This is a genomic window from Acetobacter sp. KSO5, assembly GCF_044094635.1.
Taxonomy (GTDB): domain Bacteria; phylum Pseudomonadota; class Alphaproteobacteria; order Acetobacterales; family Acetobacteraceae; genus Acetobacter; species Acetobacter cerevisiae.
The window spans coordinates 747,972-764,665 of record NZ_CP172014.1 but is presented as its reverse complement, the minus strand read 5'-3'; the positions used below and the strand labels follow the sequence as shown (position 1 = coordinate 764,665).

Here is a 16,694-nt window from a genome sequence, read left to right as displayed (position 1 = left end):
ATACCTATCGCTCTATCCCAAACGCATTACTCAAGAAATTATCACAGATTTTCGCGCTGACTTTCCCATAAACACGTTATTTACTTCACAAACTCAGCACATAAAACAATCCAGCCGCCATCAGGATTGTCACCGGCAGCGTGGCAATCCACGCCAATGCAATACGCCCCACCATGCCATTCTGCACACCGCTGCCTGCACCCAGCATGCTGCCTGCAATGCCTGCGGTAATAATGTGCGTGGTGCTGACCGGCAGGCCGGTATAACCCGCCGTCAAAATCAGTCCTGCCCCCACCAGTTCGGCGGAAGCGCCTTGTGCTGGGGTTAAATGGGTGCGGCCAATCTTTTCACCCAATGTATGCACAATACGCTTATAGCCAATCATGGTGCCAAGGCTGAGGCACAGGGCGCTGAGCAGCCGCACCCACCAGGGCGCAAATTCCACCACCGGCTGCAACCCCTGCCGCAGCTTTTTAGCCTGCGCACGCTCTGCACCCGGCACGCTGGAAACATGCTCAACCTGCTTCAGCCCGGCCAGCACTTCAAACACATCGGCCCGCTGCGCCACAACGGTCCGCGGCCCATCCTGCGGAGTAGTCCCGGCATGCTGTGCTGCGGCCTCCCCCTCCGCTTTCAGGCGAGCCGCCGCAGCCAGCGCCTCGGCGCGCAGGCCGTTATGGTCATACTGGGTCAGCAGGGTTTCAATCTGCGTGGCCTGCACAACGGGCAGCGGCAGGCGGTGGGCTTCAAGCGGGTTGAGCGCATACAGGGCGGGCATCAGCCCCACCACCGCCAGCATAATCAGGCCGATACTCTTCTGCCCGTCATTATTACCATGAGAAAAACTAACGCCACTGCAACTGGCCACCAGCAGCCAGCGCACCCAGCCGCGTGGCGGGGCGTCGCCTGTGGGGGGCTGATACAACGCCGGGTCCTTCACCACGGACCGCATCGCCAGATAGAACAGCGCGGCCCCTACCAGCCCCAGCAGGGGCGAGACGGCCAGCGCTTCCAGCACCTTGGTGACCTGATGCCAGTCCACCCCTTCGCTCAGGCTGCGCGCATGCACCAGAGCATCCCCAATGGCCACGCCGACAATCGCACCAATCACGCAATGGGAACTGGAGTTGGGAATGCCCGCCCGCCATGTGAGCAGGTTCCACACCAGCGCCGTGCCAAACAGGGAGAGCAGCATGGGCACCGCAGGCGTGCCATCAGGCGGGGACAGCACATCCGGCGGCAGCAGTTCCACCATGGCGTAAGCCACACTCAGGCCGCCCGTCAGCACGCCCAGAAAATTCATGATGCCCGAAAGCACCACCGCCGTACCCGCCCGGAGCGAGCGCGTGTAGATGACCGTCGCCACAGCGTTGGCGGTGTCATGAAACCCGTTCACAAACTCAAACACGCAAACCAGAAGGCCGCAGACCAGCAGCGCGATAATGGAAGACGGTGAGTCTGGCGTGAAATGCAACATGAGAAAACGGACAGCCCTTCTTTTGTGCCGCCCGTTGATAGAGGAAGGCGCTCCGGTTTTTAATCCGTTAAATCGATTTTAAAAGGCCAAGTTGCATTCCATGGGAGAATTGAGGGCGGGAAAGGCCGTTATTCAGCCTTTTTTCCGGTGCCGGGCGCTATGTCGCGCAGCGTCTTTACCTCATAGGAGCGCAGAAGCTCCGCCAGTGTGCGGCCATCCAGCACAGCCATGAAGGCCCCCAGCGCCTCCCCCAGCAGCCCCCGCAAAGTGCAGCCCGGAGCCAGAACACACCCTTCCCCGGCACGGGTCCCTTCCTTGCCGGGGGGAGCCATGCACCCGACCAGCGCCATATCATCCTCGGTATGGCGCACCACGTCGCCAAGATTGATCTGCTCGGGCGGGCGGGAGAGCATCAGGCCGCCATTGCGCCCACGCAAAGTATCCACAAACCCACCTTTGCCCAGATGGTGAATGACTTTGACCAGATGATTTTCTGAAATGCCATAGGCCAGCGCCACCTCGCGAATGGAGACGCGACGATCTGCGTGCACTCCCAGATAGAGGAGCGTTCGCAGGGCGTAATCTGTGTACAGAGTCAGGCGCATGGCGCCAAGTGTAGTCCAGTTGACAGCATTTTTTCCAGCGCTCTATAAGGTGTATGGAATATACACCTTCAAAAACAGGAGACCACCCGATGGTCACCCCCCTCGATGACAAGACCCGCGCTACCGTCACCGCCTGCGTTCCGGCACTGGAAGCCCACGGTGTCGCTATCACTACGGAGATGTACAAACGCCTGCTGGCAGACCCCGCCATCAGCGCCCTGTTCAACAGCGCGCATCAGAAAAATGGCAGCCAGCCCACCGCTCTGGCACTCGCCGTGCTGGCTTATGCCCGCAACATCAACAGTCTTGATCAGCTGGGCGGCATGGTGGAACGGATTGCGGAAAAACATGTGGGGCTGAACATCCTGCCCGAGCATTACCCCGCTGTCGGCCGCGCGCTGCTGGGTGCCATTGCGCAGGTGCTGGGGGATGCTGCCACGCCGGAAATTATGGATGCATGGGCCAAAGCCTATGGCTTGCTGGCGGATGTGCTGATCAACCGGGAAAGCCAGATTTACAAGGCGCATGAGACCGCGCCCGGTGGCTGGGCAGGCTGGCGGCCCTTTACCATCCAGAGCCGCACGCCAGAGAGCGCACTGGTCACCTCCTTCGATCTGGTGCCCACAGACGGCAAACCCGTTATGGCCCACAAACCCGGCCAGTATCTCAGCTTCTCCCTGACCGTGCCCGGCCACGGCAACCAGCGCCGCAATTACAGCATTTCCTCAGCACCCAATGGCCGCAGCTACCGCATCAGCGTACGTCGGGCCGAAAAAGGGCTGGTTTCAGGCTGGCTGCATGACAGCGCACAGGTCGGCACGGACGTGCTGGTCTCCGCCCCTGCCGGGTCCTTCACCCTGCCCTCACCGCAGTCTGCCCCCATTGTCTTGCTGAGTGCTGGCGTCGGGCTGACCCCGTTCATCGCCATGCTGGAAGCCCGCGCCGCCGCCGCTGCGCATGGCTGCCCGGCCAGTGCCCACGCGCCCTTGCAGTACATCCACGGCACGGACACCCCACGGACGGAAGCTTTTGGCGCACTGGTGCGAGATCTGTCCGCCAAAGGGGCGATTAAGGCGGATGTTTTCTACACGCACAGCACGGCAGATACCCTGGCCGATCAGGCTGCTCCCGGCACCACAGCCCATGCCGGGCGCATCACGCCGGACTGGGTCAAAGCCAACACACCGGCAGACGCCATCTATTACCTGTGCGGCCCGGAGTGTTTCATGCAGGAGATGATTACCGGCCTGCGCGCTGCCGGGGTGCCGGAAGACCGCCTGCGGCGTGAAGTCTTCGGTCCGGCTACCACGCTGGACGATGCCCTGAACGCCGCCTGAAACGCGTGACACATTGCACCAGTGGATCGGGATTAACCCGACCCACTGGAACAGCTTTTGCACTCAAAAAAATCGACTTCTAAGAGATTACCCAGTTTTCCTCTGATTGACTTCCCTATCGTCAGAATTCTGCAAATACGGTCCAGCCGCTGTAATGGTCAGAGAAAGAATCCCTATTTTTTCCTGCAACAGGTGGTCACCAAGGGGCAGGACAGCATTGCCGTTAGTCCATGCGCATTCAGTTGACTCGGTTTCATACCAACCTTCTGGTTTTTCTGCCTGAAGATGCGCGCTGATATCATGCTGACGCTTACCAAGAATCAGACGAATATCCGCCACGGCAATCCCCAGAGAACGACGATCATCCACAAAGGGCCCAATCACGTCAGAAGGACAGCAGGTGCGGGACACGATGCGAACGGATTCGGTGCCGAATGGCAGCATGAAGCTATAGTGCTGACCATTCGTACGTATTGGACGAATTCGGCCACCCGTTGCTGTTACCAGATGCACATCTGGATATGGTGTCAGCTCAACGGTCTCAGTGGGAATATGCCCAGCATGAACACGATTCCCCCGCAGCTCAATTTTACGGAATAATGGTTCAACAAAATCACGGTCTACGCACAAAGGCGCAGCAGCATCGTCTTCCCAGCTCGCATTTCTTCCAAAAAGCCTGACGACCTTCCCTTCCACCCGGAAAGAAGAGCGATTTCCTGTATCCAGATAGCTTTCTGTTAGCATCCCATCAGCGATGATAACGGAGTGCTGCTCCGTTTCCACATGATAGTACTCATACGACGTGAAGGACTTATCGTAGAAGACAGATACCCCGTTGACCAGCATCCGTGCCGGGACAAAATTACCTTCAAAGAACAGGCAATGCTCAGAGGTCACCAGCATATCCTTGTAGGGCACGCCCTCGGCAATGGCATCCTTGAGGATGCGGACAGGCCAGCCCGCTTCATCATCCGGAAGGTGAGAACGCACAGTAGCGCTTGCCTTCCCGACCCAGGCAACAGAACGGCTGACATACTGATCTTTTTTCCAGTCGAACGTAACGACCTCATCCCCCACCTGGAGGTTTTCTACACTCACCTCTCCCTGGCTCGTTCGAATCATTGAACCCGCAAGGAAACAAGGAGTGCTGCCAGAGTAAGTCACCACTCCCCCTACAGTATTGGCAAACGACCCTGTGTAACCAGCACCAATATCATACGTATAAACTTTTCCACCACTCGTGGTGATTGTAAGAATACCAGTTGTGGAATCGTATGAGGGAGTACCGGCAACATTCAGATCAAGCTGATCGCCTTGACTAAAGCCACGAATAACACCGGTAAAAGTTGTACCATTTGTTACATTCAGCGTATTGTCACTGCCAGAAAAATTGAAAGTCTGCCCGGCTCCACTGCTATTACCGCCCAATGTGACATCAGCACCATTGGAAAGATTTACAGTGCCATTTGTGCCTGTCAGAGCATTTGCAATATTCAGGTTAGCGTCACTAACATTGATGGTACCGGTATTCGTGTAGGCGGAGGTTCCACCGATAATTTGAATATTTCCTCCGCTGGCTGAATTGATGGACCATGTTCCCGAATTGGTAAATCCACCACTTCCAACCGTTGTGATAGCAGTCGATGCAGCAGGAATAGCTAACGTCAACGCTCCGCTATTATTGATTCCTAAAAAATTTAAATTGGTTGTTGACCCCGATGTGGCGGCAGAATCATCAATGGAAAATGTGCCGTTATTACTGAATGTACCGGTTCCATTTCCCCAATTAGATGTCATACCTGTTCCGCTGGTATCGACAACTTTGATAGTACCATCATTCGTCAGATTTGCGACATAAGCTGCGGAGATGGTTGAAGCGCCAGCACTCTCCAGATCAATTGTTGCAGAAGAGGCATTCTCAATTGTTTTATAGTATAAATTAACAGTGGCTCCTGATGTTGCATCCAGCTGCTTAAACGTCAGTGTTCCAGTGTTTTTGAAGGTGTTATTGCCCCCAAGACTTCCTATATTAAAGGTGCTTCCTGTCCCCGGTGATGATGGGATATCGGATATAATTCCGTTATTAACAAGATTCCCATAGATATTATTGATATAGCCGCCACCGGGAAGCGTGAACAGCAACTGACCGCCAGATGCATTCGTCAGGGTATAAGACGCTCCCGACAGGTTGCTCGCTGTTGGATAAGTCTGACTTGACGAATTTGTTCCGCCGGTAGAAAAGCTGCTGCCCATTTCCAAAATCCTATAAATAATAAGGAGTTTCCTCCTTAAAACTCAGATTCATCAGACCGTAATCAGCCTGCGCAGCATTACCCGTAGATCATAATATTAAATATATTGTTAAATTCCTGAAATTGTTAGCATCATCAAAACACAGAAATGACCGCATTTTGTGTGAAAACCATTTCCTGAAATTTACATAGCCGCACTTACGGCACACACTCCCTTTGCTTTTCTCAACCCGGCGGAACAGAACAAACCGGGAAACGTGAAAAGAATGCACTGTCTGTCAGCCTTACACAAAACTATCCACAGAGTTTTCCCACAGTCTTTCCCCGTCTTCTGTGGATAAACAGACTCTCTTCTTCAAGAACATAGCTGGTATAAATGGCTGTTTTCTGCGTCTCAGAGCTTTTTTGACATTTTTGTGATTGACTCATCTGCCGGATCGACAGTCTTAACGATTCGATAAAGAGGCGAGTCATCCACATCATAGGCTTTCCGCCCGCGTTCTCTGGCGAGTCCGGCGGCTGGTTGCCGTATGGCCCGGCCCTTGGCACACTCCACGCCCTCTTACGCCCGGCTGCCTTCCTGCCGGGCTGGCCGACACAAGGACCGCTAACGCGCCATGCACTTTACCCTGACGTTTTCCTGCCCGGACAAACCGGGCATTGTTGCTGCTGTTTCCACCGCTCTGGCAGACAAGGGCGCAGACATTCTGGAAACCCACCAGTTTAGTGACCGGACTGCCCGCCGCCTGTTCATGCGGCTGGCCTTTACCACCCCTGCCTCCATGGAAGACATTCGCGCCTGTCTGGAACCGGTCAGAACCGAATTCAACATGACCATGCGCCTGCATGATGCAGCAGTCCTGCCACGCCTGATTATCATGGTCTCAAAGTTTGACCATGCCCTGCTCAACCTGCTGTATCAGGTGCGCGTCAACTGGCTGCGGGCCGAGATTGTGGCCATTGTCTCCAACCATCAGGACAGCGCGGCCACTGCCGCACAGGCTGGCATCCCTTATTATTACTGGCCGGTGAACAAGGACAACAAAGCCGAGCAGGAAGACCGCCTGCGCGCCCTTGTGAGCGAAACCAAAGCCGATCTGATTGTGCTGGCCCGCTATATGCAGGTGCTCTCCGATGCGTTCTCCACGGAAATGAGTGGCCGCATCATCAACATCCACCACTCCTTCCTGCCCTCCTTCAAGGGCGCGCGGCCGTATCATCAGGCTTTTGCACGGGGCGTGAAGCTGATTGGCGCAACCGCGCATTACGTCACGCCGGATCTGGATGAAGGCCCGATTATCGAGCAGGAAACCGCCCGCGTCACCCACAGTCTGTCCGCCGAGGATTACGTGGCGGCTGGCCGCTCCATTGAATCTCAGGTTCTGGCCCGCGCGGTAAAACTGCATGTGGAACAGCGCGTGATGCTCAACGGCCACCGCACCATCATCTTTTCCTGAAGAAAAAGCCCGCGCCATGCTCTTCCCGGACCAGACGACAGAGGCCGCCCCGCCCAACGCTGGCAACGCTGGCAACGCTGGCAACGCTGGCAACGCTGGCAACGCTGCGCGGGCGGGAGGCCGGTTTGCTGTCAACTGGCGCTATTGCCTGCGCTGCCTGCTGGCTCAGGCCATTCTGTGTCCGCTGGGGCTGATGCTTTTGTGGCTCTGCGGGGCCGTGGATAATGGTCCCTCTCCGGCATCGCTCCCGCTTCTGGCCGTGTTAGCCATGCTGGTTGCACCGGTTATGGAGACCTTTATTTTCTTCTATCTGCCGCACCAGTTTTTTCGGCTGTTCATCAAAAATCATAGCTGGCTGTGGGGGCTTTCCTTTGCTGCCACCACGCTACTTTTTACGTGGGACCACCATACCAGCGGTAATACGGCTATCCCCCACCGTAACTGGCCCGTAGCTCTGGATGTCGGGCTGAGCGGCTCTTTCTGCTTCTTTGCCTGTTTTTACCTGACCGCAAAATCCCGGCGCGGCAGCCCGTTCTGGACCACCGCCGCCTGCCACGCGCTCTATAATACCGGCGTCACCGCTTTTGTGGCGGCGCAGATGGCATTGACGGGCACCCACTAAGAGAAACATTAAAAAGACTGGGATTTTGGAACATCGTTCTCAAGGTCATTCAGACAGTAGTTGATATAAAGACCGCTTCCCCTAAATCTCCCGCGTATGCTTTGCCGCGCTGGCGAACAGGAACACACTCAGCAGAGCAGCCATAAGGGCCACACCCAGCCCTTCCGGCGTGCGCAGCAGGTGCGCCCCGTGCAGGCAGAGCATGAGCGGCACACAAGCCGTTACCACCCCCGCTGCCGCCAGCAAAAGCCGGATGCCGCGCTGGCCGGGCAGGCAGAAGGCAGCCACCACAAACACACAAAACATGCTGTAATATACAGCAGAAACTGCGCCATACGTCCCGCCATAGGGCAACAGAGGCACCGCGCAGAACACGGCGGAAATCCCTGCCACACACCCCGTGGTGCAGCCGGATGTCAAAGCGGCCAGCAGTTTTGTGCCGCGAGTTTCCACCACCAGACCACTTTCCCGCTCGCGCCGCCTGCGGCTGACAATCCAGAGCTGATTACCCGTATAGAACAGAAACGCCCCGGCCAGCCCCAGTACCACATACCCCCAGCGCACGGGCGTGCCACCAAAGCTGCCAAAGTGCAGGGCAAAAAACGTCGTTACAATCGCAAATTTTGCAGGCTGATGCCCCGGCATATACTCGCCGGACTGCACCGCGCCCGTGTGGGAGTTCAGCACCACAAAGCCGCCCGTCGGGCCGCGTGTGGGGTAGCGCACATCATGCCCGAACACCCGCACCACATCCTTGCCGTGGCCAAGCTGCATGTAATTCAGCACTTCCGGCACAAACCCCGGAGCCTGCCGCGCCATAATGGCGAGGATCTCGGTCGGGGCCAGCACGGGCACCGATACGGGCACAGGCGCGGGTGAGGAAACCGGTGTGAAAGACGCGCTGGCCGCCCCGGTTACCGAGGGTGCCCCCACACCAGAAGCCCCGCCATGCCCTCCGGCATGTCCGCCGCCACCGTGCCCACCGCCATGCATGCCACCGTGCTGACCACCGTGCTGACCGGTAGAGGAACCGGGAAACAGCATGTGCTCCACAGCAAAAATCTGTCCGTGGAAGGCAAACACGACGGAGGAAATGGCCATGACCAGATGGAACGGCAGTGAGAACAGGCCCAGCAGATTATGCACATCCAGCCACCGCTTGCGCACACTCTGGCCAAAGCGCACCGCAAACAGCGTTTTCATCAAAGCCGGCAGATAGGCAATCACGCCGGAAACAAGGGCAACGGCATAGAGGAGCGCGACGGCCCCCATCAGCACCATAGCCTGCGTATGCGGCAAAGGCAGACCAACCTGCTGGTGCAGCACATCCACAAAATGCGCGGCCTCCGAGGGTGTTTTGGGCACCACAACAAGATTTCCCTGCGCATCCAGCCCCGCCGCCATGCTTTGCGTAGGGCCATGATGCACCTGGCCGCCGCTACCATCCCATGTCAGGCGGCCGCGTTGTGCGTCTTCCGGGGTCACGGCAATCGTGTAGTCATCCCGTGCCTCCGGGTAAGCAGCCAGAGCCTTTTCCAAAAGTAAGGGTGTCTGCTCAAGGCTGACCGGCGGCGGCAAAGCAACGGGGGCAGAGGCCCAGCTTTGCAGCGGTTCCTCAAACATGGTGACGGCCCCGGCGTAAAACGCCACAAACAGGAAAAGTCCGGCGACAATGCCGACCCAGCTATGAACATCGCGGTAAAGCTGCACAAGGTCCGCACGCAGTTTCATGAGAGGACACTCCGCAGCACAACAAACAGACCCCAGACCACGCCATTCGCCACAATCAGAACGCCCCACGCCTGCAAACCGGAGCGGAACAGGAAACATACGCTGAGCAGCGCGCTCCAGAGCAATGCGCCCATCCACATCAGATACTGGCCGGAGGCTGAGCGCGGGCTGCCATCCGTGTGGCACAACACGCCCACAACCCCCATCAGGCCACACACCAGCAACGCGCCCGGCAAGACTGCCGCCAGCACTTTGAAAAACCAGTTCCTGCTACTGAACGTCCGCACAGGCCGGCTCATGATCGGTCCTGCCCCTGGCGCGCCAGCGCCACACAGAGCGGCAGGAGCGACCAGACGCTCATCAGCACCACCGCCAGGGCAAACACGGCGGTAAACACTCCCACTACCTGGCAGAACAGCCGCAGGGCAGCCAAAGCCAAAGCCACCGCAACCCCCAGTCCGGTTTTAACAGGCAGCGCCTTACGCAGCAGCATCTGCCGCGGCGCAGTCAGATAGACACACACACCCGCTTCTACACTGCACATGACCGCCAGAGCGCATAAAGAGGTGTCAAAAAGCACAGAACTCACCAGCGATATTCCAGACGGCCAATCACGCTCCGCCCCTGCCCGTAATAACAGGCGGAGACAGCGGTGCAGGTTGCCACAAACCGTTTATTGGCAATGTTGCGCATATTGACGGAGAAGGTCAGACCTTTCCACCGGGGCCGCGCCGCCCCAAAATCATACCGCAGGAACATGTCAAACACCGTATAGCCGGGGATGGAAAGCGTATTGGCCGTATCGCCATAGCTGTGCCCGGTATAGCGCACACCACCGCCAGCCCCTACCCCCTGCAACACGCCGGAGCGGAAGCGTTTGTCCACAAACAGAGACGCCATCCATTTGGGAGCCTGTGGCAGATAATTCCCCACCTGCGCGGCATAGTTGGAGCGCGTTACTTTGGCGTCACTCCGCGTGCCGGTGAAGATAACAGATGTATCCCACACAAGGTTTGCCCGCCCTTCCAGTTCCAGCCCGCGCACGCGGCCCTTGCCCGTCTGCACAAGGCAGGTGGAGGTGCCGCACATCGCGCCGTCCGGGTCCGGGGTGGTCATGTTGGTCTGGGTAATCTGATAACCGCCAAAGGTGATGTAGATGCTCTTGCCGTACTGGTAGCGCAGCCCGGCCTCATACTGGTCCCCCTTGGTGGGTTTGAACGGCGTGCCATCGCGCGAGGTGGAGGGGTCCGACACCTGCGGCTGGAAGGACTGCGCGTAACTGAAATACGGGGCCAGCCCGTTATCAAACAGATACACCGCCCCCGCGCGCCATGTGAACGCATTGGATTTTGTGATGTAGCGTTTGTTGGTCAGGATGTTCAGCGTATCATCCCGCGCCCAGTCCTGCCGCCCGCCGATGGTCACGCGCAGGCGGTCAAACTTGAGCTGGTCCTGAAAATAGATGCCATTCTGGCGGCTTTCCGTAGAGGTATAAACCTGCGGAGACAACGCCGCGCCATAGCCCGCAGACCCGCGTGACTGGGGATCAAAAATATTCAGCACCGGCAGGACCAGTGAGGAATTGACCAGATCGCGGTCATGGTTCCAGTCGGTATAAAAGTAGTCTGTGCCAGCAAGAAGCAGATGCCGCACCGGGCCGGTCATCACATGGCCTTCAATCTGCGTATCCGTCGCCACACCCTGTGAGCGCCCGCGCCCTTCCACGGCACGGCGGTTAACGGTCTCACCCGCAACACAGCCTGCAATGGTGGCGGGGCATTTGCTCAGCGTATCGCCAGACAGCACGGTGGCCCGATAGAGCGTGTCCAGATAGGTGTAGCGCGTGTTGTTCCGCACCGTCAGATACTTGCTGAATTTGTGTTCCAGAAAGGAGCCGATCAGCGCTTGATTGCGGTCAAACGTATCCCACTTCGGCTCACCAATATTGGCATCGTTCTTGATATAGCGGCCATGAGACGGATACAGCGTGCCCGTGGCGGGCAGGAACTGGAAGGTGGAACCACCCTGATCCCGCTGATACTGCGCCAGCAGCGTCCATCTGGTGTTGACCGTGGGCTGCCATGTCAGGCTGGGGGAGATGTAATAGCGGCCATTATTCACGCTGTTGACCTGCGTGCCACCATACCGCGCCAGTGCCACAACCCGGCCTGTGACTGTGCCACTCTTGTTCAGCCTGCCGGACAGATCGCCCGAGGCCTGCCCCTGCCCGTTATTGAGATTGGTAAAGCCGGAGCCTTGCAGGAAGAACTCGCCCTCACTTTTGGCAGTCGGACGTTTGGTAACAAGATTGACCACCCCGCCCGGTGCCGTCTGGCCATACAGCGCGCCGGACGGGCCTTTGAGCACTTCAATCTGTTCCAGCGCGAACGGGTCGAACGAGGTCCGGGTCCACTGGCCGCCGGACGGCAGGCGCAGGCCATCCACAAAGTTGTTGTTGGAGGAAAATCCGCCTGCGCCAAAACCACGCACCGAGACTTCATCCACGCGGCTATCAATGCCGGACGGTTCCGCCTGCACACCTGCGGTGTAGGAGAGCGCATCGGCCACGGTGGGAGACGCCCGCAATTCGATTTCTTCCCGGCTGACAATGGAAATTGTCTGAGGCGATTCAATAATCGGCGTGCGGGTTTTGGTGGAGGCCGAGGCGCTGGAACGGCCTGTGGCGGTCACAATCACCACCTCCGCCTTTTCTCTCGCCTTGCGCGCCTTGTTTTTCCCGGCAGATTTTTCCGTGTCGGACTGGCTTTCCGGCACAGGCAGCGTTTCTGCCACTGCGCCCGACGATGTGGCTGCTCCCGCCAGAAAAAGCACAGGGAGCACACCCTTCACAGAGCGCGAAATTCTCATAGCTACCTTGTTACCCACACATACGTTACCGATATGCGGCGCTTACGTGATAATGAGAATTATTGTCAAGTGGAGAAGAGTCCACCTACTCAAATGGCGGTTTTTCGGGCTCTGTTATAACGCAAACAGCCCGCCACTGTAGCCAGCCAGCCACTGCCAGCCCGACAAATGCGGCGTAGAGGCCCGCTGTCAGATACAGCTCCCGCACCACAAACAGGCCGGTATAGAGCACGTCCACACCCAGCCAGATCAGCCAGCTGGCCAGATAGCGCCGGGCCATCCACATCTGTCCCAGAATACTGAAGGTGCTGAGCAGCGCGTCCATCAGGGGGTTGGGGTCATCCGTCCAGGTTTGCAGCACACCGCCCAGCAGCACACCAGCCGCCACGCTCAGCACAACGCCGCGCACCATCACACCCTGCGGGGGCTGGATAACCTGCACAGCACCTTCATCCCGCACGCCACGCAGCCAGCGCCACCAGCCATAGAGCGAGAGGGCGGCAAACACGCCCTGCAATGCGGCATCGGCATAGAGATGCGCCCGCCAGAACACCACGCCATACAGCACGGAAGCCACCAGCATGACCGGCCAGCACAGCACCGCCCTGCGGCCTGTCAGCCACACACCCGCCGCGCTGAACAGCACGGCAAGGAGTTCCAGCAGGCTCATGGTCTGGCGGCCGGGACGCGCGCCAGTTCAGTCGGGAGCCAGCGCAGGAGGGCGCGTCCTTCTTTGGAGGCAAACCAGCGGGCGTGGTCGAGCAGATACTCCGTATACGCCACCTCAGCCGAGGCCGCGTCCTTCAGCAACGTGCCGAAATACGCCACTTCCGAGAACGCAAATTCCACATGCACCAGCGGCATGAAGGCCACCAGCAAGGCCCGTTCCGCCTCGCTCAGCGGGCGCACGCTCTGGTAGCCTGCCAGCAAGGCCTGCATCTGCGGATACACCACAACGCCGGGTGATGGCAGATCAAGCCACTTCACTCCGCTCCGCTCCAGCGCCACGGCAAGGTCGAACACCGCGCAGGTGCGGTCCGCCATGCCGAAATCCAGAACGCTGGCAACACCGGCCTCATCACCCGTTCCCCAGAGCAGGTTGGACCCGTGCCAGTCGCCATGCCCCCAGCACGGTCTAACGTCTGCCAATAGCGGGCGGAGTTTTGCGTGGAATGGTTCCAGCACCGTCTGCACATCCTGCTCCCACGGGCGGCCTGCCAGTTGCTGGGCCAGCCCCGGCTGCCGGGCAACCCACGCCCGCAGCGCCGGGAGAAGCTCCGCCTGTCCGACCGCCACCATGCTGGAGACCAGCGGACAGGTCTCACCCCGAGCAGGGGCATCAAACCCCTCCGCCGCCTTATGCAGCCGCGCCAGCTCACCCCCGGCGACCCGCGCGTGATCTGTTGACTGATACGGCTGCCAGGACATGGTATCCCGATACAGGTCCTCCCCGTCCGACGGCAGAAAGACCTCATACGTCCAGATCCCCTGAGTCACCGCTGTGGCTCCGTTGCCCGTGCTCAGAACGGTGCTGACCGGAAGACCCTGCTCGCGCAGATGCTGCATGAAGGCATGTTCCACCTCCAGCGCCGCCACGCTGCGCAACTGCGTATGGTGCCGCTTGACCACAACCGTTTTCGGGCCATCGCCTTTCAGCAGCACAATGCCAGCGGCGGAAAAAGGCCGCATACTGTGCCAGAGAATGGAGGTAACGGGCGACAGAGACGCATAGTGGGACAGAACGCCCGCCACTTCCGCCTCCGTCAGCGGGGGCCAGTCGCGCTTATCCTGCACGCCATGCACACCAAACTGGCCGGGCACGGTGCCCGGAGACTGCTTGGGGGGCTGGCCGGAAAAGAGGCGGGCGAGAAGACCGGTCACGCTGCTCAGAACCCGGTGGAGGCGGTAAACAGCGCCGCGAACCCGCCGCCCACGTAGTAATCCGGCGCACTGCCCGCAATGGTGCTGCCGTAGCGACCTGTGGTGTCCTTCGCGTTCAGCGTCGGGTCTGCCACGCCGGACAGATAATGCTGGTTGCTGATATTGATAAAGTTCATGCGGAACTCCGGTTTATGGAGCATGGCGACATCAGCAAGCCGGTAGCCCACGGCCAGATTACCCGTCACGTGGTCGGACATCCGTTCATCATTCATGAACGTGGCATATTGGTGGCCTGTATATTTGACGGTGGCCGTGCCGAAGAAGTGCCCGTCATCATAGGTCAGCCCCGCCGCCGCCTGAAGGGTTGGGCTGCGCACGGCGGTCTTGCCGCGTGTGGGCAGAAGGTCGCCGTTGGCGGCAATGTCGTTATCAATGGTGGCGTGCAGATACTCGCCCGACACATACGGGCTGAGGTGATGCCAGGGCCGCAGACCAAATTCCACATCCACACCCCGGCTGGTCTGGCCGCCAGCGTTCATGGTGGACTGCACGAACGATCCGTTTTGTGACGTCAGCGTTTCTACCTGCCGGTTTGTAAAATTGTAGTTAAACAGCGTGACACTGCCTACAAACCGATCATCCGCATACCGATAGCCCAGCTCTTCCGAGATGGAATATTCGTTCTTGACGTGCGTGGTGCCCTTGTTTTCCGTCTGGCCGGAGGTGGGGTCAAACACATCATACAGCGCGGTTTCCGCAGGCGTTCGGAAATTGGTGGTGGCGCTGAAAAACACCTGATGATGCGGCGTAATCTGGAACCGTGCGGCCAGACGCGGCAGCGGCACAGCACTGTTGGTATTGGCATGGTAAGCCGCCCCCGGCATGGCGTTGGTGCCGGTGCGCGTCATCATCACTTCCTTGAAGCCGGCCGTCAGCAAAAGCCGGTCATGCAGCAGGGAAAGCCGGTCGCCCAGAAACAGCGCATTGGTCTGCGTGACGGTGTGGTTATTGGTGCCGAGCAGCAGAGAGCCATCGGAGAGGTGAATGCCACTCCCGCCGCCATTGCCCCAGATGTTGGATGCATAGCCGCCGTCCGAGATCGCGGTGAACTGCTGTTTTTCATTATCGTCGGAATAATCGTACCAGTAGCCCAGCACCAGATCATTCACGCCGCGCTTCCACTCCATTGCGGTGGTAAAGCCAGACCGATAGCTGCGCTGCGTGTAATCCGCCCGCACGGTCGCCCAGCCATCCTGCGTGCTGGGCAGCGTGAGTTCATCCGCCAGCGGCTGCGTGCCGTTATACAGGCCGGATGTGGGGATTTGCGTGCCACCGGGCGCGTTCCCGTAAGCGCCCTGCGCGTAGGGCGTGGCCTTGAACGTCAGGCCGTGCGTGAGATGCAGTTCCACCGGGGCGGCCAGATACAAAGTGCGTTCGGGCTGGCGATACAGCCGCCAGTAATCCGTGCCCGCAGCCTCATTATTCACATCATACTGTCTGGCCAGATTGTTCGCGCCGTGGATGCCATCCTGCGCCCAGCTCTCTTTGGAAACCTGCGGATAATAGCTGTCGATGGCCTGATTCCAGGAGCCAAGCAGAGACGCCGTATTGCCGTGCCCCCAGTCCTTTTGCAGCTTGAAGTCCACATGCTGGCGCACATCCCGCCCCGGCCCGCGCCAGTTATCGGAAGCCCCATGAGAATAGGAGACAAAGCCGCGCAGGCCGGTCTTGCCAATCTCACCACTATCCAGCCGGATAAATTCCCGATTGGTGTCATAGGAGCCGTAAGAGATGTTCACCATCCCGCCGGCTTTTTCCGCCGGGGTGCGGAAGCGCAGGCTCATCAGGCCGCCCGCTGCGTTCAGAACCGGGCTGTCCAGATCCGCAGCGCCTTGCTGCAGGGCAATGCTGTCATAGTTCTCGCTATCGGCAAACTGGCTGGGGTAGCCGGTGTAATAGGCAATATCATTCAGCGGTGCGCCTTCCAGCACGTAGCCAATGGCATCCCCGTTCAGGCCGCGCACGGAAATATTGGTCTGCGGGGAAAAGCCCAGCGGGTCGGAGGACGCCACGTTCGCCCCCGGCAGCAGAGCCACCAGATCAAACGCTGTGGCAGACGGCGCCTGCCGGGCAATGAAGTCCGACCCTACAACACTGATAGCCTTTGGCGCATCCTGCGGCCGCAGCAACCCACCCCCCGCATGCAGCGCCACCGGGTCCGCATGCACGTCAATCTGCTCCGCGCCCTGTGCCTGCACCGGGCCGGTGTGACCAGCCCCGGTTGCTTGCCGGGAAGGGCCTGCTTTGCGCACGCCGGACGACCGTGCGCCCGTGGCCTGAGGCACGCGCGGTTTTGTGGGTTCCGGTTCTTCCGCCGTCACACTGCCAGACCCGACGCCGCCCGGTGTGGCCTGCGCCAGAACCGGGGCGGGCAGCGCGCTGGAAAAAACGACTGTGGCCATCA

The 16,694-nt window shown here is 59.0% G+C and carries 13 protein-coding genes; 3 read left to right on the top strand and 10 right to left on the bottom strand.

Annotated features, from left to right (window positions below):
• Window positions 1–85 precede the first annotated feature (85 nt).
• Both ACHQGU_RS03585 and ACHQGU_RS03580 read right to left on the bottom strand, forming a co-directional pair.
• Window positions 86–1,477 (bottom strand): inorganic phosphate transporter, encoded by a 1,392-nt coding sequence (locus ACHQGU_RS03585; protein ID WP_395495909.1) that lies wholly within the window; start codon window positions 1,475–1,477, stop codon window positions 86–88.
• Between the two features lie 128 nt (window positions 1,478–1,605).
• Window positions 1,606–2,082: an RrF2 family transcriptional regulator gene (locus tag ACHQGU_RS03580; protein WP_395495908.1), complete on the bottom strand. Its 477-nt coding sequence runs from the start codon at window positions 2,080–2,082 to the stop codon at window positions 1,606–1,608.
• An 89-nt stretch (window positions 2,083–2,171) separates the two neighbouring features.
• On the opposite strand from ACHQGU_RS03580, the gene hmpA reads away from it, so the two are divergent.
• Window positions 2,172–3,419: an NO-inducible flavohemoprotein gene (hmpA, locus tag ACHQGU_RS03575; protein ID WP_395495907.1), complete on the top strand. Its 1,248-nt coding sequence runs from the start codon at window positions 2,172–2,174 to the stop codon at window positions 3,417–3,419.
• Window positions 3,420–3,506: 87 nt separating this feature from the next.
• On the opposite strand, the gene ACHQGU_RS03570 is transcribed toward hmpA, so the two are convergent.
• Window positions 3,507–5,672, bottom strand: a complete 2,166-nt coding sequence (locus ACHQGU_RS03570; RefSeq protein WP_395495906.1) for a Hint domain-containing protein — start codon at window positions 5,670–5,672, stop codon at window positions 3,507–3,509.
• 616 nt (window positions 5,673–6,288) lie between these two features.
• On the opposite strand from ACHQGU_RS03570, the gene purU reads away from it, so the two are divergent.
• A complete protein-coding gene (gene purU / locus ACHQGU_RS03565) occupies window positions 6,289–7,128 on the top strand; it encodes a formyltetrahydrofolate deformylase (protein WP_395495905.1) in 840 nt (279 codons plus the stop codon).
• A 16-nt stretch (window positions 7,129–7,144) separates the two neighbouring features.
• Window positions 7,145–7,750, top strand: a complete 606-nt coding sequence (locus ACHQGU_RS03560) for a hypothetical protein (protein ID WP_395495904.1) — start codon at window positions 7,145–7,147, stop codon at window positions 7,748–7,750.
• 81 nt (window positions 7,751–7,831) lie between these two features.
• Here ACHQGU_RS03560 and ACHQGU_RS03555 read toward each other — a convergent pair whose 3' ends face one another.
• From ACHQGU_RS03555 to ACHQGU_RS03525, 7 genes are all read right to left on the bottom strand, one after another.
• Complete coding sequence (locus ACHQGU_RS03555; RefSeq protein ID WP_395495903.1) at window positions 7,832–9,481, bottom strand: PepSY-associated TM helix domain-containing protein; 1,650 nt, start codon at window positions 9,479–9,481, stop codon at window positions 7,832–7,834.
• Window positions 9,478–9,780 (bottom strand): hypothetical protein, encoded by a 303-nt coding sequence (locus ACHQGU_RS03550; RefSeq protein ID WP_395495902.1) that lies wholly within the window; start codon window positions 9,778–9,780, stop codon window positions 9,478–9,480. The genes ACHQGU_RS03555 and ACHQGU_RS03550 overlap by 4 nt, the downstream gene beginning before the upstream one ends.
• Window positions 9,777–10,070, bottom strand: coding sequence for a hypothetical protein (locus ACHQGU_RS03545; RefSeq protein ID WP_395495901.1), 294 nt, complete (start codon window positions 10,068–10,070; stop codon window positions 9,777–9,779). The genes ACHQGU_RS03550 and ACHQGU_RS03545 overlap by 4 nt, the downstream gene beginning before the upstream one ends.
• Window positions 10,067–12,349: a TonB-dependent siderophore receptor gene (locus ACHQGU_RS03540; protein ID WP_395495900.1), complete on the bottom strand. Its 2,283-nt coding sequence runs from the start codon at window positions 12,347–12,349 to the stop codon at window positions 10,067–10,069. The genes ACHQGU_RS03545 and ACHQGU_RS03540 overlap by 4 nt, the downstream gene beginning before the upstream one ends.
• An 85-nt stretch (window positions 12,350–12,434) precedes the next feature.
• A complete protein-coding gene (gene pnuC / locus ACHQGU_RS03535; RefSeq protein WP_062271846.1) occupies window positions 12,435–13,019 on the bottom strand; it encodes a nicotinamide riboside transporter PnuC in 585 nt (194 codons plus the stop codon).
• Window positions 13,016–14,170 (bottom strand): phosphotransferase enzyme family protein, encoded by a 1,155-nt coding sequence (locus tag ACHQGU_RS03530; protein ID WP_395496372.1) that lies wholly within the window; start codon window positions 14,168–14,170, stop codon window positions 13,016–13,018. The genes pnuC and ACHQGU_RS03530 overlap by 4 nt, the downstream gene beginning before the upstream one ends.
• A gap of 65 nt (window positions 14,171–14,235) precedes the next feature.
• Window positions 14,236–16,692 carry a TonB-dependent receptor gene (locus ACHQGU_RS03525; protein ID WP_395496371.1) on the bottom strand — a complete coding sequence of 819 codons (2,457 nt, stop codon included), beginning with the start codon at window positions 16,690–16,692 and terminating at the stop codon, window positions 14,236–14,238.
• Window positions 16,693–16,694: the final 2 nt, after the last annotated feature.